The 24080-nt window shown below is 67.7% G+C and carries 19 protein-coding genes; 12 read left to right on the top strand and 7 right to left on the bottom strand.

Going from position 1 to position 24080, the window contains the following annotated elements; genetic code table 11:
* Positions 1-186: 186 nt before the first annotated feature.
* The gene (locus H4W31_RS26770; RefSeq protein ID WP_192769168.1) at positions 187-1431 is read left to right on the top strand and encodes an acyl-CoA dehydrogenase family protein; all 1245 of its coding nucleotides are present in this window, start codon (positions 187-189) and stop codon (positions 1429-1431) included.
* Positions 1428-2990 (top strand): 4-hydroxyphenylacetate 3-hydroxylase family protein, encoded by a 1563-nt coding sequence (locus tag H4W31_RS26765; protein WP_192769167.1) that lies wholly within the window; start codon positions 1428-1430, stop codon positions 2988-2990. The genes H4W31_RS26770 and H4W31_RS26765 overlap by 4 nt, the downstream gene beginning before the upstream one ends.
* A gap of 95 nt (positions 2991-3085) precedes the next feature.
* Here the strand turns inward: H4W31_RS26765 and H4W31_RS26760 are convergent, their stop codons facing one another.
* The 5 genes from H4W31_RS26760 to H4W31_RS26740 all read right to left on the bottom strand — a co-directional run bounded on the left by H4W31_RS26760 (position 3086) and on the right by H4W31_RS26740 (position 10839).
* Complete coding sequence (locus tag H4W31_RS26760; RefSeq protein ID WP_192768751.1) at positions 3086-4372, bottom strand: IS256 family transposase; 1287 nt, start codon at positions 4370-4372, stop codon at positions 3086-3088.
* A 168-nt stretch (positions 4373-4540) separates the two neighbouring features.
* A complete protein-coding gene (locus tag H4W31_RS26755; protein ID WP_192769166.1) occupies positions 4541-6097 on the bottom strand; it encodes a 4-hydroxyphenylacetate 3-hydroxylase family protein in 1557 nt (518 codons plus the stop codon).
* A gap of 64 nt (positions 6098-6161) precedes the next feature.
* Positions 6162-6599: a DUF2306 domain-containing protein gene (locus H4W31_RS26750; RefSeq protein WP_192769165.1), complete on the bottom strand. Its 438-nt coding sequence runs from the start codon at positions 6597-6599 to the stop codon at positions 6162-6164.
* Positions 6600-6754: 155 nt separating this feature from the next.
* Complete coding sequence (locus H4W31_RS26745) at positions 6755-9241, bottom strand: bifunctional YncE family protein/alkaline phosphatase family protein (protein ID WP_192769164.1); 2487 nt, start codon at positions 9239-9241, stop codon at positions 6755-6757.
* A 224-nt stretch (positions 9242-9465) separates the two neighbouring features.
* On the bottom strand, positions 9466-10839 hold the full coding sequence (locus H4W31_RS26740) for an extracellular solute-binding protein (protein WP_225945697.1): 1374 nt from the start codon (positions 10837-10839) through the stop codon (positions 9466-9468).
* A 210-nt stretch (positions 10840-11049) separates the two neighbouring features.
* On the opposite strand from H4W31_RS26740, the gene H4W31_RS26735 reads away from it, so the two are divergent.
* Entirely contained in the window at positions 11050-11727 is a 678-nt protein-coding gene (locus tag H4W31_RS26735) for an O-methyltransferase (protein WP_192769163.1), read from the top strand.
* A gap of 51 nt (positions 11728-11778) precedes the next feature.
* Here H4W31_RS26735 and H4W31_RS26730 read toward each other — a convergent pair whose 3' ends face one another.
* Together H4W31_RS26730 and H4W31_RS26725 are read right to left on the bottom strand one after the other, a co-directional pair.
* Entirely contained in the window at positions 11779-13341 is a 1563-nt protein-coding gene (locus tag H4W31_RS26730) for a 4-hydroxyphenylacetate 3-hydroxylase family protein (RefSeq protein WP_404825625.1), read from the bottom strand.
* A gap of 165 nt (positions 13342-13506) precedes the next feature.
* Positions 13507-14121 (bottom strand): dihydrofolate reductase family protein, encoded by a 615-nt coding sequence (locus H4W31_RS26725; protein ID WP_192769161.1) that lies wholly within the window; start codon positions 14119-14121, stop codon positions 13507-13509.
* 277 nt (positions 14122-14398) lie between these two features.
* On the opposite strand from H4W31_RS26725, the gene H4W31_RS26720 reads away from it, so the two are divergent.
* The 9 genes from H4W31_RS26720 to H4W31_RS26680 all read left to right on the top strand — a co-directional run bounded on the left by H4W31_RS26720 (position 14399) and on the right by H4W31_RS26680 (position 24033).
* Complete coding sequence (locus tag H4W31_RS26720; RefSeq protein ID WP_318783422.1) at positions 14399-15850, top strand: condensation domain-containing protein; 1452 nt, start codon at positions 14399-14401, stop codon at positions 15848-15850.
* Between the two features lie 105 nt (positions 15851-15955).
* On the top strand, positions 15956-16768 hold the full coding sequence (locus H4W31_RS26715) for an SAM-dependent methyltransferase (RefSeq protein WP_192769160.1): 813 nt from the start codon (positions 15956-15958) through the stop codon (positions 16766-16768).
* Positions 16769-16781: 13 nt separating this feature from the next.
* Complete coding sequence (locus H4W31_RS26710) at positions 16782-17285, top strand: DUF6069 family protein (RefSeq protein WP_318783421.1); 504 nt, start codon at positions 16782-16784, stop codon at positions 17283-17285.
* Between the two features lie 18 nt (positions 17286-17303).
* Complete coding sequence (locus H4W31_RS26705) at positions 17304-18878, top strand: MFS transporter (protein ID WP_192769159.1); 1575 nt, start codon at positions 17304-17306, stop codon at positions 18876-18878.
* The gene (locus H4W31_RS26700) at positions 18868-20286 is read left to right on the top strand and encodes an FAD-binding oxidoreductase (protein ID WP_192769158.1); all 1419 of its coding nucleotides are present in this window, start codon (positions 18868-18870) and stop codon (positions 20284-20286) included. Before H4W31_RS26705 ends, H4W31_RS26700 begins: the two co-directional genes overlap by 11 nt.
* 80 nt (positions 20287-20366) lie before the next feature.
* Positions 20367-21056, top strand: coding sequence for an aspartate/glutamate racemase family protein (locus H4W31_RS26695; protein WP_192769157.1), 690 nt, complete (start codon positions 20367-20369; stop codon positions 21054-21056).
* The gene (locus tag H4W31_RS26690) at positions 21049-22338 is read left to right on the top strand and encodes an aminotransferase-like domain-containing protein (RefSeq protein WP_192769156.1); all 1290 of its coding nucleotides are present in this window, start codon (positions 21049-21051) and stop codon (positions 22336-22338) included. The genes H4W31_RS26695 and H4W31_RS26690 overlap by 8 nt, the downstream gene beginning before the upstream one ends.
* Positions 22289-22747 (top strand): transposase, encoded by a 459-nt coding sequence (locus H4W31_RS44880; RefSeq protein WP_404825624.1) that lies wholly within the window; start codon positions 22289-22291, stop codon positions 22745-22747. The genes H4W31_RS26690 and H4W31_RS44880 overlap by 50 nt, the downstream gene beginning before the upstream one ends.
* A complete protein-coding gene (locus H4W31_RS26680) occupies positions 22747-24033 on the top strand; it encodes an IS256 family transposase (protein WP_192768751.1) in 1287 nt (428 codons plus the stop codon). The genes H4W31_RS44880 and H4W31_RS26680 overlap by 1 nt, the downstream gene beginning before the upstream one ends.
* Positions 24034-24080 lie beyond the last annotated feature (47 nt).

The following is a 24080-nucleotide window of genomic DNA, read 5'->3' as shown; positions in this document are numbered from 1 at the left end:
CCGACCCGGCGGGGCGCTCCCGGCCATGCCCGCCCACCGCCGGACGCCCGAGCACCCGGCGATCGCCGGCTGAGTCGCCCCGCCGCCGGCCTGAAAGAGCGAAGGCCGCATTCCCAAAGACGTCAGCCGCCGAGCGTCCGTGTGATCCTCGAGGTCGAGCAACATTCGCCGAAGGGATGACACGACATGACTGCCGCCACGAGCGTGTCCGCAGACAGCTTTCCCGCTCCGCCGGAGCCGCGGCTGACCGCTGACGAAATCGTGGCCCGCGCGGAGCGGATCGCGGCCGGTCTCGTCGAGCGGCAGCACGAGACCGAACAGCGCGGGTATTACGCGCTGGATACACACAAAGAGTTCCTCGCTGCGGGTTTCTACCGGCTTCTCGTGCCGCGGCGCTACGGCGGCTACGAATTCGGCGTCGACACCCATTTGAGGGTGGTGACCGCGCTCGCCAGGGGTTGTCCCTCCACCGCGTGGATGTTCACCTTCGGGGCCTCCCACGCCCATGCGGTTGCCACCCTGTTCGGCCCGGAGGCGCAGGACGAGGTGTTCGCGGGCGGGGACTTCATCTGCCCGGGCACCATCGGGCCGGTCGGCTTCGCGGAGCGTGCCGAGGGCGGCTGGATCGTCGACGGAGTCCATCGCTACAGCTCGGGATCACCCTACGCGACCCACTTCATCGGCCACTCTCTCGTCGCCGGCGCGGACGGCGGGCCGCCCGCGCCGATGATGTTCATCGTGCGCCGCGACCAGTGGGAGCGGCTCGACGACTGGGGCGACCAGCTCGGTCTCAAGGGCAGCGGGTCGCACAGCGTCAAGATCGACAGGGCCTTCGTTCCCGAGTACCGCGTGCTGAACACCCATATCGGCACGGCGACGGTCGAGAACGGCACGCCGGGACTCGCCCTGCACGGCAACACCCTGTACGGCGGCGGCGTGCTGAGCATGATCCAGTTCCAGAACGGTGCGCTCGCGATCGGCATGGCCACCGGCGCCCTCGACGCTTACGGCGAGCTGATGCGCGACCGCACGACCATCTACCCGCCGATCAGGCCGCGCGCCGAGGACCCCGACTTCCAGTTCGACTACGGCGAGGCGACTGCCCGCATCTCCACCGCGCGGGCCGCGCTGTTCGATGCAGTGCGGCAGTGGCAGGAGACCGCGAACCGCGGGTCGGCCGAGTTCACCCGCGAGGTGGACCTGCGGTTGTCGCTGATCAGCCGCGAGACCGTCCGCCTGTCGTGGAGTGCGATGTCGGAGAACCTGTTCCCGACCGCTGGATCGAGCGCGGTGCGGACGGGCGAACGCATCGAACGCATCTGGCGGGACATGTCCACCCAGCAGAGCCACGCCGGCGTGAGCATCTTCCTGGCCAAGGTGGCCAACCGGCAGTTGGCCGAGCTGGTCTTCGACGTGGCAGGTGACCGATGAGCGAACAGGCGCCCAACACCGCAACCACTCGCCCGCTGACCGGCGAGGAGTACCTCGAAACCGTGCGCGACGACCGGGAGATCTACATCTACGGCGAGCGGGTCAAGGACGTCACCGAGCACCCCGCGTTCCGCAACCCGGCCCGGATGACCGCACGCCTCTACGACGCACTGCACGACCCCGAGCACCACGACGTCCTCACCACCGCCACCGACCACGACGGCCCCCGGGGCTACACCCACCGCTTCTACACGACACCGCACACCGTCGACGACCTCGTCGCCGACCAGAAAGCCATCGCCGCGTGGGGACGGCTGAGCTACAGCTGGCTCGGGCGCAGCCCGGAACACTCGGCGGCGATCCTCGGCACGCTGAAGGTGAACGCCGACTTCTACAACCCGTTCGCCGACAACGCCCGCCGCTGGTATCGAGAGGCCCAGGAAAAGGTCCTCTTCTGGAACCACGCGATCGTGCATCCGCCGGTCGACCGCGATCGGCCTCCGCACGAGGTCGCCGACGTATACATGCACGTCGAACGCGAGACCGACAGCGGGGTGATCGTGTCCGGGGCGAAGGTGGTGGCCACCGGATCGGCACTGACCCACCACAATTTCGTGGCCCAGGCCGGGCTGCCCATCAAGGACCGCAAGTTCGCACTGATCGCCGCCATACCGACGAACGCACCCGGCCTCAAACTGATCTGCCGGCAGTCCTACGCGGCGGCGTCGACGCTCACCGGCAGTCCGTTCGACTACCCCCTGTCCTCCCGGATGGACGAGAACGACGCCATCCTCATCCTGGACAAGGTGCTCATCCCCTGGGAGAACGTCTTCATCTACGGCGACGCGATGAAGGTCGGCATGTTCACCGGGCACTCGGGTTTCAACGCACGCGCCTGGTTCCACGGCTGCACCCGGCTGGCGGTGAAATTCGAGTTCCTCGCCGGCCTGCTCGCCAAGGCCTTCGAGATCACCGGCGTCAACAACTTCCGCGGCGTGCAGACCCGCCTCGGTGAGGTACTCGCGTGGCGCAACCTCTTCTGGGGACTCTCCGACGCCGCCGCCCGCAACCCCGTACCCTGGCGCAACGGATCAGTGCTACCCAACCCGGACTACGGGTCGGCGTTCCGCTGGTTCTCCCAGCTCGGCTACGCACGCCTACGAGAGATCGTGCTACAGGACGTGGCCAGCGGGCTGATCTACCTCAACTCCAGCGCACAGGACTTCGGCAACGACAACGTCCGGCCGTACCTGGACAAATACCTCCGCGGCTCACACGGCATCGACTCCGTCGAACGCGTCAAAGTCATGAAACTGCTCTGGGACGCCGTCGGCTCCGAATTCGGTGGCCGCCACGAACTCTACGAACGCAACTACACCGGCAACCACGAGAACACCCGCGTGGAACTGCTCCTCGGACAGATGGCCGACGGCCAACTCGACGGCTACAAAAGCTTCGTCGACCAATGCCTCGCCGAATACGACCTCGACGGCTGGACCGTCCCCGACCTCTCCTCCTTCGAGAACATCGGCCGACAGGCACGCACCCTGCTGAGCTGACGAGGGAACCGGGCCATGACATCCGCCGCACGGTCGACAGCCGATTTCGCGGATCGTCGGGGCTGTCTCGCCAACGGTGTTTCCGGCGATCTTAGTTAGTAGGTTTCAGTGGTCGGGAAGCGGTCGTTGAAGGTGATGGCGAAGGCGTTCAACGCGGGTTTCCACCGCATCGCCCACCGGGTTCGGCCGGTCCCGGTCGGGTCCAGGGACCGGGTGACCAGGTACAGACACTTCAACGCGGCCTGTTCGTTCGGGAAGTGGCCACGGGCCTTGATCGCGCGCCGGTAGCGGGCGTTCAGTGACTCGATCGCGTTCGTCGAGCAGATGACCTTCCGGATCTCGAGGTCGTAGTCGAGGAACGGGATGAACTCGGACCAGGCGTTGTCCCAGAGGCGGATTACGGCTGGGTAGCGGCCGCCCCACTTCTCGGCCAGGTCGTCGAACGCGGCCCGGGCCGCGGTGGCGTTCACCGCGGTGTAGATCGGTTTGACGTCTCGTTTCAGTTCGTCCCAGTACCTGCGGGACGTCAACCGGAACGTGTTGCGGATCAAGTGGATGATGCATGTCTGCACGATGGCGCGGGGCCAGACGTTCGTGACCACCTCCGGTAGGCCCTTCAACCCATCGCAGACCAGGAAGAACACGTCCTTGACCCCCCGGTTGCGCAGGTCGGTCAGCACGCTCATCCAGAACTTCGCGCCCTCACCACCGGTGCCGGCCCACAGGCCGAGAATGTCCTTCTCCCCGTCGAGGGTGACCCCGATCGCGGCGTAGAACGGCCGGTTGCTCACCTGCCCATCCCGCACCTTGACCACGATCGCGTCGATGAACACCGCCGCGTAGACCTCGTCCAAGGGCCGGTGAGACCAGTCGGTCATCTCCTCGATCACCTTGTCGGTGATCCGGGAAATAGTCTCCTTCGACACCGACGCCCCGTAGATCTCGGCGAAGTGCGCGCAGATCTCCCCGGTCGTCAGTCCCTTGGCATACAACGACAGCACGACCTCGTCGACCCCGGACAACCGCCGCTGACGCTTACGCACGATCTGCGGATCGAACGTTCCCGCCCGATCGCGTGGCACGTCGATCTCGACCGGTCCGGTGGTATCGGTCAGCACCGTCTTCGACCGGGAGCCGTTACGGACATTGCCCGACCCCGCGCCGCTCGGTTCGTGTTTCTCGTAGCCGAGGTGCCCGGTCATCTCCTCGTTGAGCGCAGTCTCCAGAACCGTCTTCGTCAGCTGTTTGAGTAACCCGTCCGGGCCGGTCAGCGACAGCCCCTGTTCCTTGGCCAGCCGCACCAACTCGGCGGCGGCCTTCGCCTCCGCCGACGGTTCGGCCTTGATCTTCCTCGCGTTCACATCGTTCCGCGTCGCGGTCATCACGGCACCCTCCTCACCAGGCACAACGCCCGGTAGGTCAGGCCGGAAACACCGTTAGATCCACAGACCCCATCAAGGAACCCGAGGTCGATCGACCCCGGGGTAGGCAGGGCCCGCACGTGGGCGTTCGTGCCCCCGTGCGGGCCTTCTGTGATCTGTGATCTGTGGTCAGCTCAGCAGGGTGCGTGCCTGTCGGCCGATGTTCTCGAAGGAGGAGAGGTCGGGGACGGTCCAGCCGTCGAGGTCGTATTCGGCGAGGCATTGGTCGACGAAGCTTTTGTAGCCGTCGAGTTGGCCGTCGGCCATCTGCCCCATCAGAATCCCGATCCGGGTGTTCTCGTGGTTGCCGGTGTAGTTGCGTTCGTAGAGTTCGTGGCGGCCACCGAATTCGGAGCCGACGGCGTCCCAGAGCAGTTTCATGACTTTGACGCGTTCGACGGAGTCGATGCCGTGTGAGCCGCGGAGGTATTTGTCCAGGTACGGCCGGACGTTGTCGTTGCCGAAGTCCTGTGCGCTGGAGTTGAGGTAGATCAGCCCGCTGGCCACGTCCTGTAGCACGATCTCTCGTAGGCGTGCGTAGCCGAGCTGGGAGAACCAGCGGAACGCCGACCCGTAGTCCGGGTTGGGTAGCACTGATCCGTTGCGCCAGGGTACGGGGTTGCGGGCGGCGGCGTCGGAGAGTCCCCAGAAGAGGTTGCGCCACGCGAGTACCTCACCGAGGCGGGTCTGCACGCCGCGGAAGTTGTTGACGCCGGTGATCTCGAAGGCCTTGGCGAGCAGGCCGGCGAGGAACTCGAATTTCACCGCCAGCCGGGTGCAGCCCTGGAAGGTGAATCGCTCGTTGAAACCCGACTGTCCGGTGAACATGCCGACCTTCATCGCGTCGCCGTAGATGAAGACGTTCTCCCAGGGGATGAGCACCTTGTCCAGGATGAGGATGGCGTCGTTCTCGTCCATCCGGGAGGACAGGGGGTAGTCGAACGGACTGCCGGTGAGCGTCGACGCCGCCGCGTAGGACTGCCGGCAGATCAGTTTGAGGCCGGGTGCGTTCATCGGCACGGTGGCTACGATGTTGAACTTGCGGTCCTTGACCGGCAGCCCGGCGTGGGCGATGAAGTTGTGGTGGGTCAGTGCCGATCCGGTGGCCACCACCTTCGCCCCGGACACGATCACCCCGCTGTCGGTCTCGCGTTCGACGTGGATGAACACGTCGGCGACCTCGTGTGCTGGTTTGTCGCGGTCCACGGGTGGGTGGACGAAGGCGTGGTTCCAGTAGAGGACCTTTTCCTGGGCCTCTCGATACCAGCGGCGGGCGTTGTCGGCGAAGGGGTTGTAGAAGTCGGCGTTGACGCCGAGCGTGCCGAGAAACGCTCCCTTGTAGTCGGGGCTGCGGCCCATCCAGCCGTAGCTGAGCCGGGCCCAGGTGGCGATGGCTTTCTGGTCGGCGACGAGGTCGTCGACGGTGTGCGGTGTCGTGTAGAAGCGGTGGGTGTAGCCCCGGGGGCCGTCGTGGTCGGTGGCGGTGGTGAGGACGTCGTGGTGCTCGGGGTCGTGCAGTGCGTCGTAGAGGCGTGCGGTCATCCGGGCCGGGTTGCGGAACGCGGGGTGCTCGGTGACGTCCTTGACCCGCTCGCCGTAGATGTAGATCTCCCGGTCGTCGCGCACGGTTTCGAGGTACTCCTCGCCGGTCAGCGGGCGAGTGGATGCGCTACTGGCGTCTGTCATGTCGTCGCCGTCCCGGCCACCTCGGCCGGCCGCGCGGTGCGGTAGAGCCACCACTGCACCAGCATCAGGTTGCCGACCCAGGGGATCCAAGCAGCGCCACCAGCACGATCAGGGCGAACGCGGCCCAGATGTTGTTCATCGCGATCGCGAAGCTGTACAGCATGAACTGGCGGTGCTTGGCGAAGTTCCGGCGGCGGGCGGCGTGGTACCCGATCGCGCTCGTAGCGCCCCAGACCAGCAGCAAGCACAGCGCGCCGGTCTTGCCGGGCTTCGGAGCCCACCAGACGACCACGAGTCCCGTGGCGACCGCCACGAGGGTGCCGACGAGGTAGATCCGCCCGAATGTCCGGTGCACCTTCGGGTGGTGCGTGCGCAACCACGGCCAGACCTGCGGGACGACCGCCAGCATGGCGATCGTGCCGCCGATCATGTGAACGATGAGCACCGGGTAGTAGAGCGGGAAGTTGTCGTGCGGCTGCAGTGGCGCCTTGCTCTCCGGCACCCCGAGGAACGGCTTCGACGTCGTGTACAGGTACAGGACGGCCAGGACGGCCAGCGGCCCGACTCACGGGCGCCGCCAGAACGGCGTGCCGGAGCGCGCCGGATCCCCCGTCGGCGCTGGCGCTGCCGGGTCACTCATGCTCTTCACGTGCAGCGTCACGACTGCTCCTCCTGGGATCTGGCGTCCTCGAAGCTGCGGGCTGCCTCAGCTGCCCGGCGAGGTGGGTTCAGCTCGGTGAACGACGTGGTCGGCTTGACGGCCGTGTACGGAGCCGGGTTCGGGCGGTCGGTGAAGGAGCTGAACATCGGCGTGGCGTACGCGTCGAACTGTGTGAGCGGGGCGACGCCGACGATCAGTTCGATCGTGCGCAGCATCGATGCCGTGCTGTACAACGTGGAGTCCACGGTGCCGGTCCGCGTGTACGGGCTGATCACCAACGACGTGGTGCGATGCGCTTCCACGTGGTCGGCGCCGGCCTGGGCGTTGCTCTCGGTGACAAAGATGGCGGTGTCGGCCCAGTACTTCGAGTGCGAGACCGCGTCCACCAGCTGGCCGAGGGCCCAGTCGTTGTCCCCGACATACGCCGAGGGGGTCGGCTTGCCCGCGAAGTTTCCGTAGGTGAAGTCGTTGGGCAGCGCGACGAACTGGACCGTGGGCAGGGTGCCGGTCGCCACGTAGCCGGCGAACTCCCGCTTCCATTCCTCGATGCGCGGCAACCCGCATCCGGTGCCCTGAACGGTGAACGTACCGGCCGAGTCGGCGCAGTCGGGGTGGAAGCCCATGTAGTTCGGGTCGGTGTTCGCGTCCAGCCGCGGATCGGCGGCCCTCATCATGCCCGCGGCGTCCGGTGCCACGGCGAAGCCGTAGTTGCGGAAGGAGATGCGCTTGTCGGCCAGCCGGTCCCAGAGGTACGCGCCTGCCGGGTCGCGGTTCGGCGCGACGGCCGGATCACCGGTCGCGGCCGGGGGCGTGGTGCCACCGGTGTGCCGGCCGGGCGGGGCGCCCCATGTCTGCTCGGTATAGGTGTTGGAGTTGGCCGCCGTGGCCCAGCTCCAGCCCTGCGCGCTCACCTCGGCGTTGGCGTAGAAGTTGTCCAGCGTGACGAACGTGTTCGACAGCGCGCGCAGATTCGGCGTACTGTCTGCCCGGAACTCGGTGATCTCCGGGTCGCCGTTGCCCTTGCCCAGGTCGCCGAGCATCTGGTCGTAGGTACGGCCCTCCTTGACCACGTAGATCACGTGCTTGATGGGCGTCGGTCCACCGACGCGGCCAGGCACGACGGAGGTGGCCGGGACGCCGCGTACGCGGTCGGCGTCGGCGAAGCCGTTGTTGCTGGCGACCTGCTTGGTCCACCTGGCCAGCTGAGCGGCGTCGTGGGTCAGCGGGATGGTGGACAGCGTGCCGGTCATCATCGTGCCGATGAACTGGGCCCGCCATGCGGGGTCCGCGGTCAGCTCGAGGGTGTCGAGGTAGGGGCTGGGGCCGTCGGGGTTGGGGCCGGCGCCGAGACCCTTGGCGTTGAGGACGAACAGCCTGTCGGCCGACGCGAGCACCGCCGACGGGTACCACCCGCTCGGGATCAGACCGGCAACCCGGCCGCGGCGCAGGTCGATCACCGCGACGTCGTTGTTGCCCGCGTTGGTGACGTAAAGGGTGTGGCCGTCCGGCGAGAGGCTCAGGCCGGTCGGGTTCGAGCCGACGGGTGCGTTCGGGTACGGTGCCAGACTGATCCTCTGCACCACGCGGTTTGTTGCCGTGTCGACCACGCTGATCTGGTCGGAGTCGCCGTCGGCCACGTAGAGCCTGCGTCCGGTGGCGTCGAGGACCGACTGGTTGGGGTGCGTGCCGACGGTGATCGTGGTGACCAGGACCGGTACGGCCGTGCGCGTGTCCACCGCACTGACCGTGTTACCGCCCCGGTTGGTGACGTAGGCGATGCCGTTCTCCGACAGCGTGACGCCGTATGGGGCGTTGCCGATGCCGATGCTGCTCGTGAGGCGGGTGGCCAGGTCCACGACGGACACGGAGTCGGCTAGCTGGTTGGCGACGACCAGCCGCGCGCCGTCGGGTGTGACGGCGAGACCGGAGGGGAAGACATCGATGGGTCGTCCGCCCGCGTTCGCGGTCAGCGGGATCGGCGCCTGCTCGGTCAGCGTCGCGCCGGACACGCTGAACACGTGAATCTTGTCGGTGCCGCCGCCGCTGACGTACACGCGCGACCCGTCCGGGCTGAACGCCATGCCCGTGAACACGGCCTCCGGTGGGTCGTACGTGATCGTCTGCGTCACCGTGCTGGTGGCGGCATCCACGACCTGCAGCGACTGCGGGCCGTTGCCGGCGTTCGCGACGAGGAAGTGCGCGCGGTCGGGGAAGAACACCGCACCGAACGGCCGGTCACCCAGGTCGGTCTGGGTGCCCGCGGGCGTCACCCGGGTACCGAGCGGGGTGATGGCCGTGCCGTCGCCGCGCGGACCGGCCACCTGAGCCGGGGCCGGAGCCCGAGCCGGAGCCGGAGCCGGAGCCGGAGCCGGAGCCGGAGCCGGAGCCGGGGCTGCCGCACCTCCGACCGCCACCGCCGTGGCGGCCGCAACGGCGACCACCGAGACCTTGGGCAATCCGTTCGAACGAATGCGAAACCTCATCGGGCCACTCCCCAGCCGGTCACGGGGCCGACAACGCGGCGGCCCGGAAACGCTGCGGTAGTCTTTCAGGCTGCCGCTCGGACGAGCGTCTCCTGAATTGCTGGAAAGATCAGGTGGAACAGGGGCGATGTCCAGCTGACCCATCATGCCTCTTGCCGAATGCTCGGCGAAGCGGCGAGGGAAGACGTATTTCCCGAGGTCGTCGCCGCACGTCGCCCGATTGTTCAGGCCGTGACGGTCAATGCTTCGGGGGTCACGGGCGGGTAGGCGAGCGCTGACGCGTTGTAACGGTCGAGCAGCGCCTGGGCCGCCCTGCTCGCCTCGCGGAACCGGGCGGCCGGCTCCGCCCCCCGCTTGAGCACGTCATCCATCGCCGCGATCATGATGCCGTTGATGCCGTTGAGGTTGCCGAGCAGCGGCCCGGCTGCTGCCGGAGTCCGGTTCGGTGAGGCGAGCTGCTCGGTCGCCACGAGGTAGCCGGGAAACGGCTCGGTCCACTGCTCCGCGGTGGCCTGCTCGTGGGCGGGCTGGGTCAACGGGAGTGAACGGCTGTGCATGCGGGCGATCGCGTGCTGCGGGTTGAGCTGGTGCTGGAGGAAGGCGAGCGCGCCGTCCTCGACCGCCGTAGGCAGGCCGGCGGTCAGGAAGAACGACTGGCCGCCGAGGGGCCCGCTGGAGTAGGGCTCGGCGCCGGACCGCGGCAGGTGACCCGCGAGTAGTTCGAAGCCCGCGGCGGTGGCTATGTCCAGCATCTCCTGGCCGACCGCCGACGAGGTGACCGCGAAGGCGACGTCCTGCCGGCCGAACGCGACCATGGCGCCGAAGTAGTCGTTCACCTCGCCGGTGTAGTGGTAGTAGGCGCGGTCGTGCATGTGCTTCCACCACTGGACGTAGGCGAGCATCTCGGGGGAGTCCAGGAAGACCCGGGTGGCCCGGCCGGCGCGGCCGTTGTCGCCGTTGCAGAACAGCCCGCCCTGCCCGACGACCTCCCGGTGGAACAGCCAGCCGTAGTTGGGCCAGGTCACGCCGTGCGCCGGTCCGTCGGGCAGCGCGGCGACCGCGGCGCACGCGGCCTCCAGGTCCTGCCACGTCGCCGGCATCCGGTCGATTCCGGCGCGCTCGAGAATGGCCCTGTTGGCGAACAGGACGTTGCACGTCACGGTCGTCGGCACCGAGACCAGCTCGCCCCCGCGGCTCCAGTACTCGCGCGCGGAGGCCACGATGTCGTCGAGGATCACGGGCTCGCCGAGGATCTCGGTGCGATCCCTGACCGCCCGCTCCACCGGCACGAACAGCGGACCGCCCGCGCGGGCGCGTGTGTCGAGCGCGACCTGGGTCGCCGTGTACACGTACTCCGCCAGCGCGGGTGGATTGCCCTGCGCGACCGCCTCGGCGACCGCCTTTGGCAGCTCCCGATAGTCGATCTTGCGGATACGTACCTCGTACTCCGGATGAGCCACGTTGAACGAATGCGCCGCGTCGACGATCGGGTTTCCGGTCCCCGGAAGCATGTCCTCGTCGGTGCCCTCGATCTTTGCGCTGTCTCCGAGCCATGCCTCGATGATGATCGGCAGACCGGCTTGAATCGAATCCGGCATCGCGTCCTCCGACGTTCGGATGATCATTTCCCCACATATTTTCTGGCGCTGAGAGTATCGGTCGTCCGGCGTGTGGACGTCTCCAAGTCTGCGATTCTGCGCACCTTTCGAGAAGGCCGCGCCGACCCCAGGTGCGACTATCTGTTCACGCACGCCGAGTTGATCCTCGTCGGGCGGAATCTGTGTTGATCACGACTGGGAGGAATGCTGATGGCGACCGGGGAACTCGGAGTGATCGAGCAGTACGTGGTGGACGTGTCGCTTCGCGAGGACGACATCGCGCACGGGCTGCGGATGGCCACCATGGAGCTGCTCGCGCACGGCATGTGCGCCCCACCCGCGGAGGGGCAGCTGCTCGGCTTCCTGGTCGGGCTGATCTCCGCGAAGAACATCGTCGAGATTGGGACGTTCACCGGGTACAGCACGCTCCTGATGGCCCGCGCGCTTCCGGCGGACGGGCGGATCGTCACGTGCGACGTCAGCTCCGAATGGGCTGAGATCGGTCGCCCGTACTGGGACCGGGCAGGTGTCACCGATCGTATCCGGCTCGAGCTGCGGCCCGCACTCGAGACCTTGGACGCGCTGCTGGCCGGCGGTGCGGCGGGCACCTTCGACCTCGCCTTCATCGACGCCAACAAGAACAACTACGCCGACTACTACGAGCGCTGCCTCGAACTGCTCCGCCCCGGCGGACTGGTGGTGCTGGACAACACCCTCTGGTCGGGCCGGGTGGCGCGCAGCGACGTCAGCGACTCGGACACGGACGCGTTGCGCGCGCTGAACCTCGCGCTGCGCGACGACGAGCGGGTCGAGCTGAGCATGCTCCCCGTCTTCGATGGCGTGACCCTGGCGTACAAGCGGGCCGGCGGTGAACCCCGCGTGCCCTGACCTTCGCGCACCGCGCCCGGTGAGAACCGGGCGACGGCCTTCGACAACCGCTCAGGAGAGGAGGTTGCGGGCCTGTCGGCCGATGTTCTCGAAGGAGGAGAGGTCGGGGACGGTCCAGCCGTCGAGGTCGTATTCGGCGAGGCATTGGTCGACGAAGCTTTTGTAGCCGTCCAGCTGCCCGTCGGCCATCTGCCCCATCAGAATCCCGATCCGGGTGTTCTCGTGGTTGCCGGTGTAGTTGCGTTCGTAGAGTTCGTGGCGGCCACCGAATTCGGAGCCGACGGCGTCCCAGAGCAGTTTCATGACTTTGACGCGTTCGACGGAGTCGATGCCGTGTGAGCCGCGGAGGTATTTGTCCAGGTACGGCCGGACGTTGTCGTTGCCGAAGTCCTGTGCGCTGGAGTTGAGGTAGATCAGCCCGCTGGCCACGTCCTGTAGCACGATCTCTCGTAGGCGTGCGTAGCCGAGCTGGGAGAACCAGCGGAACGCCGACCCGTAGTCCGGGTTGGGTAGCACTGATCCGTTGCGCCAGGGTACGGGGTTGCGGGCGGCGGCGTCGGAGAGTCCCCAGAAGAGGTTGCGCCACGCGAGTACCTCACCGAGGCGGGTCTGCACGCCGCGGAAGTTGTTGACGCCGGTGATCTCGAAGGCCTTGGCGAGCAGGCCGGCGAGGAACTCGAATTTCACCGCCAGCCGGGTGGCTCCGTGGAGCTGGGCGCGCTCGTTGAAACCCGACTGTCCGGTGAACATGCCGACCTTCATCGCGTCGCCGTAGATGAAGACGTTCTCCCAGGGGATGAGCACCTTGTCCAGGATGAGGATGGCGTCGTTCTCGTCCATCCGGGAGGACAGGGGGTAGTCGAACGGACTGCCGGTGAGCGTCGACGCCGCCGCGTAGGACTGCCGGCAGATCAGTTTGAGGCCGGGTGCGTTCATCGGCACGGTGGCTACGATGTTGAACTTGCGGTCCTTGACCGGCAACCGGTCGTGGGCGATGAAGTTGTGGTGGGTCAGTGCCGATCCGGTGGCCACCACCTTCGCCCCGGACACGATCACCCCGCTGTCGGTCTCGCGTTCGACGTGGATGAACACGTCGGCGACCTCGTGTGCTGGTTTGTCGCGGTCCACGGGTGGGTGGACGAAGGCGTGGTTCCAGTAGAGGACCTTTTCCTGGGCCTCTCGATACCAGCGGCGGGCGTTGTCGGCGAAGGGGTTGTAGAAGTCGGCGTTGACGCCGAGCGTGCCGAAGAACGCTCCCTTGTAGTCGGGGCTGCGGCCCATCCAGCCGTAGCTGAGCCGGGCCCAGGTGGCGATGGCTTTCTGGTCGGCGACGAGGTCGTCGACGGTGTGCGGTGTCGTGTAGAAGCGGTGGGTGTAGCCCCGGGGGCCGTCGTGGTCGGTGGCGGTGGTGAGGACGTCGTGGTGCTCGGGGTCGTGCAGTGCGTCGTAGAGGCGTGCGGTCATCCGGGCCGGGTTGCGGAACGCGGGGTGCTCGGTGACGTCCTTGACCCGCTCGCCGTAGATGTAGATCTCCCGGTCGTCGCGCACGGTTTCGAGGTACTCCTCGCCGGTCAGCGGGCGAGTGGATTCGATCGCCTCGGGCAGTTCGGCCATCTGCCGCATCTCCTTGGTCGGGTGGGGTCACGCCGCCAGGAGCCGGTAGGCATCGAGGCGCGTAGCCGGTTCGGCGCGGCCGAGGACCGGGCGTCTCCTGTTCACGATGCCGGAGATTCCCGGTCACCGCGTCTCACAGGTGGCGGAGCGTCCGGGTACGCCGGATCAGGCATCGGCCCTGGCGTATCGGGGGCGGCCCTTGGGGCGGAAGACCTGGAGCGTCATGCCGGTGCGGGTCGCCCGCGACTCCACCTGTTCGAGCAACGTGTCCAGGCCGGTGTCGGGAAACAGTCGCGTTCCCTGGCCGAGGACAACCGGACTGATCATCAGGTTGATCTCGTCGACGAACTCGTGGTCGAGCAGCCAGCGGATCAGCGCGCCGCTGCCGTGCACCTGAAGCTCTCCTCCCGGCTTCGAGGTGAGCTCCTCGATAGCGGCCGCGAGATCACCGGAGAGGACGGTCGTATCGGCCCACGACGGTTCGGTGATCGAGTTCGACACGACGTACTTGGGCTTCGTGTTGAGGGCCTTCCAGATGGCGTTGTCGCCGGGATCAGCCATCTGTCCCCAGGAACCGGCGAAGATCTCGTACGTGCGCCTGCCGAACAGGAAGGCGTCAGCCCTGGCGTAGATGTCGTTCATGAAAGCGCCGGCCTCGTCGTCCCAGAGCGGACCTTGCCAGCCACCACGCTCGAACCCACCGCGCCGATCCTCGTCCGGGTCACCGAGGCCCTGCATCACGCCGTCGACGGTGACGCACGTGGTCGTTGTGAGTTTCACGTTCTCCCGTGTTCCTTTCTCCCAGCTTGTGGACGGTCCGGGCCCCAGCTTGTGGATGCTTTCCTGGTCCGCCTATCGACCGTCACTCTAGCTTCTGACGGCTCGGGCACACGGGTTCAACGAAACAGCGCTCGAATGGAGAAGCCCGTATCTCTCGGCAGCATACGGTCGGACGCGAGGGGTCGGGTCGGCGGCGCACCAATCGAGAAGCCCGCGGCGCAGCGGCAGGCACAGTGGATCGGCAACCCGACTGCCCGGCAGACCCGCCAGAGCGACGGTGCCGCCGGCCGACGAGAGGAACCGCAGCCCGATGACCATCGAGACAGAACGCCCGCGTACCGGTGCCGCGACCGGCCGGCGAGACCTCTCGGCCAGCCAGGCGTTCATGTGCGCCTTCGACCAGGGCGATGACACCTTCGGCGCATTCGGCCCGCGGAACATCGTCACCGCGGGCTGGCGGCTGCGCGGTGAGCTCGACCTGACGACGCTGCAGGCGGCGTTGGACGACGTCGCAGCGCGGCACGAGGGTCTGCGCACCCTCATCGTCCGGGACGAGGGCGAGCCCTACGGCCGGGTCCACCCGCCGAGCCCCGTGGACCTCACGGTCAGCGAGCTCACCCCGGCGGGGGACGCGGCGGACCGGGAGCGTCGCGCGCACGAGTTCCTCAACGAGGTCGAGGGCGACAGCAGGTGCGACATCACGCGCATGCCGTTGCTGCGCGCCTCGCTGGGGCGATTCGGTGCCGATGACGCCGTGCTCGTGCTCGTCACCCACCACACGGTCAGCGACGCCTGGTCCATTCACGTGGTGCTCCGCGACATCGCTATCTGCTACGCGAATCGCCGGGGCTTCGCCGAGCCTACCCTGCCGGCGATGCGCCAGTACGGCGAGCACGCGAGCTGGGAGCAGCGGGCGCTGGGCGACAAGTCCGCGGTCGCCGCCCGCGAGTACTGGAAGGCCAAGCTCGACGGCGCTAAGTTCGTCACCGTCCCCACCGATCGGGTCCGGCGGCCGGACACCCGACCGAGCTACGCGGTGCATCGGTTCGCGTTCGACAAGGAGCTCTTCACCGCCACGAACGCGCTGGCGAAATCGATGCGCTGCTCGTCGTTCATGGTCCTTTACGCGTGCTACCTGCTGTTCCTGCACCGGCGGACGGGTGTGCGCGACATCCTGGCCACGACGTTCATGTCCGGCCGTGCGGCGCCGGAGTTCCACGAGACCGTCGGGCTGTTCTTCAACCTCGTTCCGATCCGGGTCGACGTGTCCGGCTGCGTGACCTTCCGCGACCTGGTTAGCAAGACCCGTGCCACGTTGTTCGAGGCCATGTCCTACGAACTGCCGTTCCGTGAGGTACTGGCCCAAGCCGCACCCGATCTGATGAGCCCGTACGGGGATCCGCACGGCGTCGTCATAACGTTCGAGGTCAACCACTACCCGCAGACGCTGGACGAGGAGCTTGTCGGTGACCTCCGCTACTCCGGCCTACGCCGGCGGCTGATCTCGGACACCGACACCTCCGAGATTCCGAGCGGCAGTCTGTGGGACTTCGACCTGGACCCGGCCGGCGAGATGCTGGGCGTGGTGAAGTTCAACAGTCTCGAGTTCGACGAGTCGAGCATCCTCTCGATGCTCGCCGAATACCGAGACCTGCTGCGCGCCGGCCTTGCGTCGCCGGATTCGGAATTGTTTGGTTCAGGAACCGGTGCGGTCTCGCCCGCTACGTGATCGTCGGGCCGGCCGGGCCACGTTGTACCGCGCAGTCGGGAAGATGCCTGGGCCGGTGGCACGACGAAATCATGACGTCACACCCGACGCCAGAGGGAATACTCCGTGAGCGAACTGAATGCGAATCCGGCCGACATCGCTAAGTTCTACGACGGTGCCAGCGCACTGGCCGACAAGTACTTCGGTGGCTATCAACGCCAGGGCTACTGGTACGACGACAGCGACGACGCCACGCTGGAGGAAGGCGCCGGGCGCCTCACCCGCAAGGTCGTGGACACCCTCGGCCTGCATCGCGGTGAGCGCCTGCTCGAGGCGGGCTGCGGCACCGGCACCGCGTCGATCGACATCGCCGGGGCGTACGGCGTCCGGGTCACCGGCATCACGATCAGCCCTGTCGAGGCCGCGAGGAGCCGGGCTCGCGCGCAGCAGAGCGGAGCGGCCGAGCAGACCCAGTTCGAGGTCGCCGACTACCACTCGTTGCCCTTCGCGGACGCCGAGTTCGACGCCGTCGTCGCGTTCGAGTCGCTGTTCAACGCCTACGACCTGGAACATGCGCTGAGGGAGTTCCACCGGGTCCTACGTCCCGGCGGTCGGGTCGCCATGTCCGAGATCTCGAAGACCACCGACGCCTCGCCGCTGAAGAGGCCCTTCCCGCTGGCCCGTGAACCCATGACCGCGGAGAGTTGGACCAAGGCGTTCGAGTCCGTGGGTTTCGTGGTCGAGGAGCGGATCCAGAGCCGACGCGTGTACGTCAACACCGGCAAGCGCCACCTCATGCACTTCGAGTCGGTCAGGGATCAGATCACCGAGGAGTTCGGTGCAGAGATGACCGAGGGCATCCGCCACGGGATGCGGGAAGCATTTCATCTGGGCCCGGAGGACGTGACCTACCTGATCCTGTGCGCCCGGAAGCAGTAGCACCGGACTCGGTGTGAGCACGAATGTCGGTCGCCCTTCGGCGGTCGGCAGCCCAACCAGACGTGACATCGCTGGAGGAATTATGAGCGACACTCTCGACAACATCGGCCAAGGTTCCCGATCCGGGAACCCTTTTGCACCGGCAAGAAAGTCGCTCGTCAAGGGGGGACTGGTCGCGATCGTGGTGGCTGCGGTGGCCACGGCGCTGATCGCGTTCATCGCCGATCTGGCCGGCATCAGCCTGGTCGTCATGGGAGCGCCGCTCCAGCTGTCCGGGTTCGCGATGCTCACCGTGATCTTCGCCGGGCTGGGCCTGATCCTGGCGGTGATCCTCGCTCGCACCGTCCGCCGGCCCCGCACGGTCTTCGTGCGCACGACGATCGCGTTGACCGTGCTGTCGTTGGTCCCTGATCTGCTGGTGCCCGCGGGTACGTTGACCCGGCTGCTGCTGATGTTCACGCACCTGGTCGCGGCCGCGATCGTGATCCCGACCATCGCCCGTCGACTGGCCGACTGATCCGTGACCACCGCCGACATGAGTACAGACACGAAGCCCGCACCGGGGCGGCGGGAATGGGCCGGCCTGGCTCTGCTCTGCCTGCCCACGTTTCTCGTCTCGATGGACTTCTCCGTGCTGTACTTGGCCGTTCCACGGCTGACTGCCGACCTCGCACCGAGCGGGATCCAGCAGCTGTGGATCGTGGACATCTACGGTTTCGTGATCGCGGGCTTCCTGGTCACCATGGGGACTCTCGGTGACAGGATCGGCAGGAAGAGGCTACTGCTGGCCGGGGCGGCGGTGTTCGGGGTGGCCTCGGTGGTGGCGGCATTCTCCGTCAGCCCGGAGATGCTCATCACCAGCCGTGCGCTGCTCGGCGTGGCCGGCGCCGCGGTGCTGCCGTCGGTGATGGCACTGATCATGGGGATGTTCACCCGGCTGAAGGACCGTGGCCGCGCTCTCGCAATCTGGACGGCCTGCTTCATGACCGGATCGACGCTGGGCCCGCTGGTCGGCGGTGTGCTGCTCGAGTTCTTCTGGTGGGGTTCGGTGCTCCTGGTGTCCGTACCGGGAATCGTGCTGCTGTTGGTATTCGGTCCCGCGCTGCTTTCCGAACAGAGGTCGCCGCAGGCGGGCAAGCTCGACCCGCTCAGCGTCGTGCTGTCCCTCGCGGCGATCTTGCCGTTCGCCTACGGGATCAAGTCGTTGGCCCGCGACGGCTGGACGTGGTTCCCCGCGGTGTCGCTGATGTTCGGCGTCGCGATCGGGATGGCGTTCGTCCAGCGGCAGCGTCGCCTTGAGCACCCGCTGCTGGACCTGCGCCTGTTCGGCAACCGGATCTTCCGCTCCACGGTGATCATGTTCTTCATCTCCGCACTCGTGGGCGCGGGCAGCCTTCTGATCGTCACCTTGTACCTGCAGAACGTCATTGGCCGCACCCCGTTGGCGGCCGGCCTGCTCCTGCTGGTGCCGCAAACACTGATGATCATTGCCAGCCTGACCGCCCCGCGGGTGGCCGACCGCATCCGTCCGGCCTACCTGATCGCGGGCGGCATGGTCGTCGCCAGCCTCGGCTACCTGACGTTCACGCTCACCGACGCGACGTCCGGTGCCACGACGATCTTCATCGCGATGTGTGTCGTCATGCTCGGTACCGCGCCACTGGCCGCGCTGGCCAACCACCTCGCCATGGGAGCCGTGCCGCCGGACAAGGCGGGTTCGGGGGCGTCGATCGTGCAGACAGCCACCGAGTTCGCCATCGGGCTCGGCATCGCCACGATCGCTACGATCGGGACCGCGGTGTACCGGTACACCGTGGAGGGCGCGCTGGGCGGGCTGCCGCCCGCCGCCGCGAACGCCGCCGCTGAGAGCATCGACCGAGCGGTCGACGCGGCCACCCAGCTTCCCGCCCAGCAGCGCGACGACCTGCTGAGCGCGTCCCGCGAGGCGTTCACATCCGGGCTGCACGTGGTGGGCGTCATCTGCGCCGTCCTGTGTGCCGGCCTCTGCGTGCTGGTCCTGACGGCGTTCCGGCACGCGAAGAACGCGCACGGCGGCGTCGAAGACCGCATCGGAGAACCGGATCGGGCCGAGGTCGTCGGTGGGCGTTGACGACAGGAGATCAACGGTTGAGGACCTGCTGGCCGTGCTGCCCGCGGATCGGGTGTCGACCGACCCGGATCTGCTCGCTGCCCACTGCCGCGACGAGGCCGACCTGTGCGCAGCGGGCGCACCGCTCGCCGTGGTCCGCCCGCAGGACACCGCCGAGGTCGCCGCGATCGTCCGGGTCGCCGCGGCCCACGGGGTGCCGGTCGTCCCGCAGGGCGCGCGGACCGGGCTCGCCGGCGCGGCCAACGCGGTCGACGGCGCCCTGCTCGTCTCGCTGGCCGGGATGAGCCGGATCCTCGAGATCGACCCCGGGGAGCGGATCGCGGTCGTGCAGCCCGGCGTGGTCAACGCCCAGCTGCGCAGGGCCGTCGCCGAGAAGGGTCTCGCCTTCCCGCCCGACCCCGGGTCGTGGGAGTCGTCGACGATCGGCGGCAACGTCTCGACCGACGCCGGCGGGATGTGCTGCGTCAAGTACGGCGTCACCGGCGAGTACGTCCTCGGCCTGGAGGTCGTGCTCGCCGACGGCGAGATCCTGCGCTGTGGCCGGCGCACGGTGAAGGGCGTCGCCGGGTACGACCTTCCCAGCCTGTTCGTCGGCGCGGAGGGCACCCTCGGGATCATCACCGAGATCACCGTCCGGCTCCGGCCCGCGGCCCAGGAGGCCCGGACGCTCGTGGCGATGTTCCCGACGGTGGCGGCCGCGGGGCAGGCCGTGTCCGCGGTGATCGCCGCCGGGTACGTGCCGAGCATGCTGGAACTGCTCGACCGGACGCACCTGCGGGCGATCGAGGCTTACCGGCCGATGGGCCTCGACACCGAGGCCGCGGCGATGCTGCTGATCGCGGCTGACACCGGCGACCGCGCGGGTGCCGACCTCGAGCGGATCACCGAGTGCTGCCGCGCGGCCGGGGCGAGCGAGCTGTACCTCGCGGGTGACGCGACCGAGGCCGAGGCCCTCACCGCGGCTCGCAGGCTCGCCCACCCGGCCATGGAACAGGCCGCGATGCAGGCCTTCCCCGGCGGCCGGGGTGGTCTCGTCGTGGACGATGTCGCCGTGCCTCGATCGCGGATCGTCGACCTCGTGACCGGCGTCGAGGAGATCTCCATGCGGCGCGGCGTGCTGGTGGGTGTGGTGGGCCACGCCGGCGACGGGAACCTGCATCCGGTCATCGTGGTGGACCGCGCCGATCCGGCCTGCGTCGAGCGCGGGCGGGTGGTGTTCGACGAGATCATGCGGCTGGGCCTGGCACTGGGCGGTACCTGTACCGGCGAGCACGGCGTCGGCCTGCTCAAGCGCGAGTGGCTCGCCCGCGAGCTGGGACCGGTCGGCCTGCGGGTGCACCGGGCGCTGAAGGCCGCGCTCGACCCCGCCGGGATCCTCAATCCTGGCAAGGTCATCGCGCCGGACTGACCGCACCGGAGGAGACGACTGCCAGCCACCGCGCTGCGACGATCGATGCACAGGTTGTCCCCACCCGGACGGGAGACGCGATGCCGGAGAAGAGCGACGGCCCCGCCGTGGCCGTCATCGCCGGAACCCCGTACGACTCTGGACTGGGAGCCGAGCTGCTGCGGGCCGCGGGGCTGCCCGCACAGCCGCACGCCATGGCGGCGTCGCCGGACGAACAGGACGCGCTGCAGTACCAGGACCCCGCCGGCCTCGCGGCCACGTTCCATCGATGCCTGGCCGAGCTGCGCGCCGCGGGCACGGATCTCGCGATGCTGTTCTGCAACTCGATGTCCGCGGTGGTCGACCACGACCACACCGCGCTGCCGGTGGTGTCCCCGGTCACCGTGTACCGGGAACTGCTGCCGCAGCTGCGCTCCTCTCTGGTAGTCACAGGGAACACGCAGGGCCTGCTCGGGGTTGAGCGCACAGCGTGGCGGGTCGCCCCCGGCCACCGGGTGCTCGGGGTTTCGGACCCCGCGTTGGTGCGCGCCATCGAGGCAAGCGGCACCGAGGCAGGCGACGCCGAAGCGGCCTTCACCGCATCGCACCTGCCGACCACGCTGCGCATGGCCGAACGGCTCGGCATCGAAGCCGTCGTCCTCGCGTGCACGCACTTCACGACCCTCCTGCCGTTCATCACCGCCGTTTGCGACCTGCGCGTCGTCGACGTCTCCTCCCGGCTCGTCGAGCTCACCTCGCTGGCCGCCACCGGATCGGAGCACCATGGTTGAGATCGCCCGCGCCGAGCTGCACGTCTCGGTATCCGATCCGGTGGCGTCGTCGATGAACTTCCTCAACGAGGTCGCGGGCCGCCACCCGCGCGCGATCTCGCTCGCCGCGGGCCGTCCCTACGACGGATTCTACTCGGTCGACGACATCGCGGGGTACCAGCAGTCCTATGTAGATTATTTGCTCGCCGGTGGACTCAGCTGGGACCGCGTGCCCGGCATGCTGTTGCAGTACGGGCGCACCAACGGTCAGCTCGGCGAGCTGATCTCGCGGATGCTCGAGATCGACGAGAACATCGTGGTATCCCCGGAGTCGGTGATGGTCACCGCGGGCTGCCAGGAGGCCATGATCATCGTGCTTCGCGCGCTGTGCTCGGACCCGGACGACGTTGTCCTCGCCGTCGAGCCCTGCTACGTCGGGCTGACCGGTGCGGCTCGGATCCTCGGCGTGGACGCGGTGCCCGTGCCGGAGAGCATCGGCGGGGTTGATCCGGAGACCGTCGCCGAGGTCGCGCGCCGGGTCCGTGCGGCGGGCAAGCGGCCACGCGCGCTCTACTTGGTGCCGAACTTCTCGAACCCGTCGGGCGCCTCGCTGCCCACGGCGACCCGCCGGAGGTTGCTCGACGTCGCCGCGGAACAGGACCTGCTGCTGCTGGAGGACGACCCCTACGGCCTGTTCGGAACCGACGACGAACCGCGCCCGACGCTGAAGTCGCTGGACACCGGAGGTCGTGTGATCTACCTCGGCTCGTTCGCGAAGTCCTGCTTTCCCGGTGCCCGCGTAGGATTTCTTGTCGCCGACCAGATCGTGGTCGACCGGGCCGGCCGGCGCACCCTGCTCGCCGACGAGATGTCGGCCATCAAGAGCATGCTGACCGTGAACACCTCGCCGATCGCGCAGGCCGTCATCGGCGGCATTCTCGTCGAATCGGACTGCAGCCTGCGCACCGCGAACCGCGACAAGATCGCGTTCTACCGGAACAACCTGCGCGTCCTGCTCGCGTCGCTGGACGAGCACTTCCCACAGCCGGATCGCGACGAACGCGGGGTGCGGTGGAATGTGCCCGGTGGCGGGTTCTTCGTGGTCGTGGACGTGCCGTTTCGGGCCGACGAGAAGCTGCTCGAGCGCTCCGCCGAGCAGTTCGGCGTCCTGTGGACCCCGATGAGCTTCTTCTACGCCGACGGCGGTCACCAATCGATCCGCCTGTCCTGCAGTTACCTGGAAGCGGACCGGCTTGCCGAGGGCGTGCGCCGGTTGTCACAGCTGGTTGCCGCAACCGTCTGAGGCGGTCGGCCCCAATCAGTCCAGCTCACCGCCCGGTCCCACACCACCGACCACTGCTGACGGAGATCGGTCGAACCGCTCCCGGCGCCGGCTCAGCCGCACCGGTAACCGGCAGCTCAATGCCGCTCTGCACCGTATCGCCATGACTCAGGCGCGCTGCCACCAGCCCGCCAAGAACCTCATCACCCGACGCAAGGCCGACGGCGACGGGTGGCCTCGAAGCGCTGTGCGTGCTCAAGCGACGCCTGTCCGACGTCGTCTTCGAAGCACTCCACCCCGATTGCACCCCCACTGGTCGACGGAGGAGCTGTCGACAGTCCCGAACCGGCGGACGATCCGGGTCTGTGGATCTAACGGTGTTTCCGGCCTGACCTACCGGGCGTTGTGCCTGGTGAGGAGGGTGCCGTGATGACCGCGACGCGGAACGATGTGAACGCGAGGAAGATCAAGGCCGAACCGTCGGCGGAGGCGAAGGCCGCCGCCGAGTTGGTGCGGCTGGCCAAGGAACAGGGGCTGTCGCTGACCGGCCCGGACGGGTTACTCAAACAGCTGACGAAGACGGTTCTGGAGACTGCGCTCAACGAGGAGATGACCGGGCACCTCGGCTACGAGAAACACGAACCGAGCGGCGCGGGGTCGGGCAATGTCCGTAACGGCTCCCGGTCGAAGACGGTGCTGACCGATACCACCGGACCGGTCGAGATCGACGTGCCACGCGATCGGGCGGGAACGTTCGATCCGCAGATCGTGCGTAAGCGTCAGCGGCGGTTGTCCGGGGTCGACGAGGTCGTGCTGTCGTTGTATGCCAAGGGACTGACGACCGGGGAGATCTGCGCGCACTTCGCCGAGATCTACGGGGCGTCGGTGTCGAAGGAGACTATTTCCCGGATCACCGACAAGGTGATCGAGGAGATGACCGACTGGTCTCACCGGCCCTTGGACGAGGTCTACGCGGCGGTGTTCATCGACGCGATCGTGGTCAAGGTGCGGGATGGGCAGGTGAGCAACCGGCCGTTCTACGCCGCGATCGGGGTCACCCTCGACGGGGAGAAGGACATTCTCGGCCTGTGGGCCGGCACCGGTGGTGAGGGCGCGAAGTTCTGGATGAGCGTGCTGACCGACCTGCGCAACCGGGGGGTCAAGGACGTGTTCTTCCTGGTCTGCGATGGGTTGAAGGGCCTACCGGAGGTGGTCACGAACGTCTGGCCCCGCGCCATCGTGCAGACATGCATCATCCACTTGATCCGCAACACGTTCCGGTTGACGTCCCGCAGGTACTGGGACGAACTGAAACGAGACGTCAAACCGATCTACACCGCGGTGAACGCCACCGCGGCCCGGGCCGCGTTCGACGACCTGGCCGAGAAGTGGGGCGGCCGCTACCCAGCCGTAATCCGCCTCTGGGACAACGCCTGGTCCGAGTTCATCCCGTTCCTCGACTACGACCTCGAGATCCGGAAGGTCATCTGCTCGACGAACGCGATCGAGTCACTGAACGCCCGCTACCGGCGCGCGATCAAGGCCCGTGGCCACTTCCCGAACGAACAGGCCGCGTTGAAGTGTCTGTACCTGGTCACCCGGTCCCTGGACCCGACCGGGACCGGCCGAACCCGGTGGGCGATGCGGTGGAAACCCGCGTTGAACGCCTTCGCCATCACCTTCAACGACCGCTTCCCGACCACTGAAACCTACTAAGGGCGTGTCTCATTTGGGTGGTCGCCTGCCTGGGGCATGATCTGTGT

It is taken from the genome of Plantactinospora soyae (assembly GCF_014874095.1).
Classification (GTDB): Bacteria; Actinomycetota; Actinomycetes; order Mycobacteriales; family Micromonosporaceae; genus Plantactinospora; species Plantactinospora soyae.
This window is presented reverse-complemented; position numbering and strand designations above follow the sequence as displayed.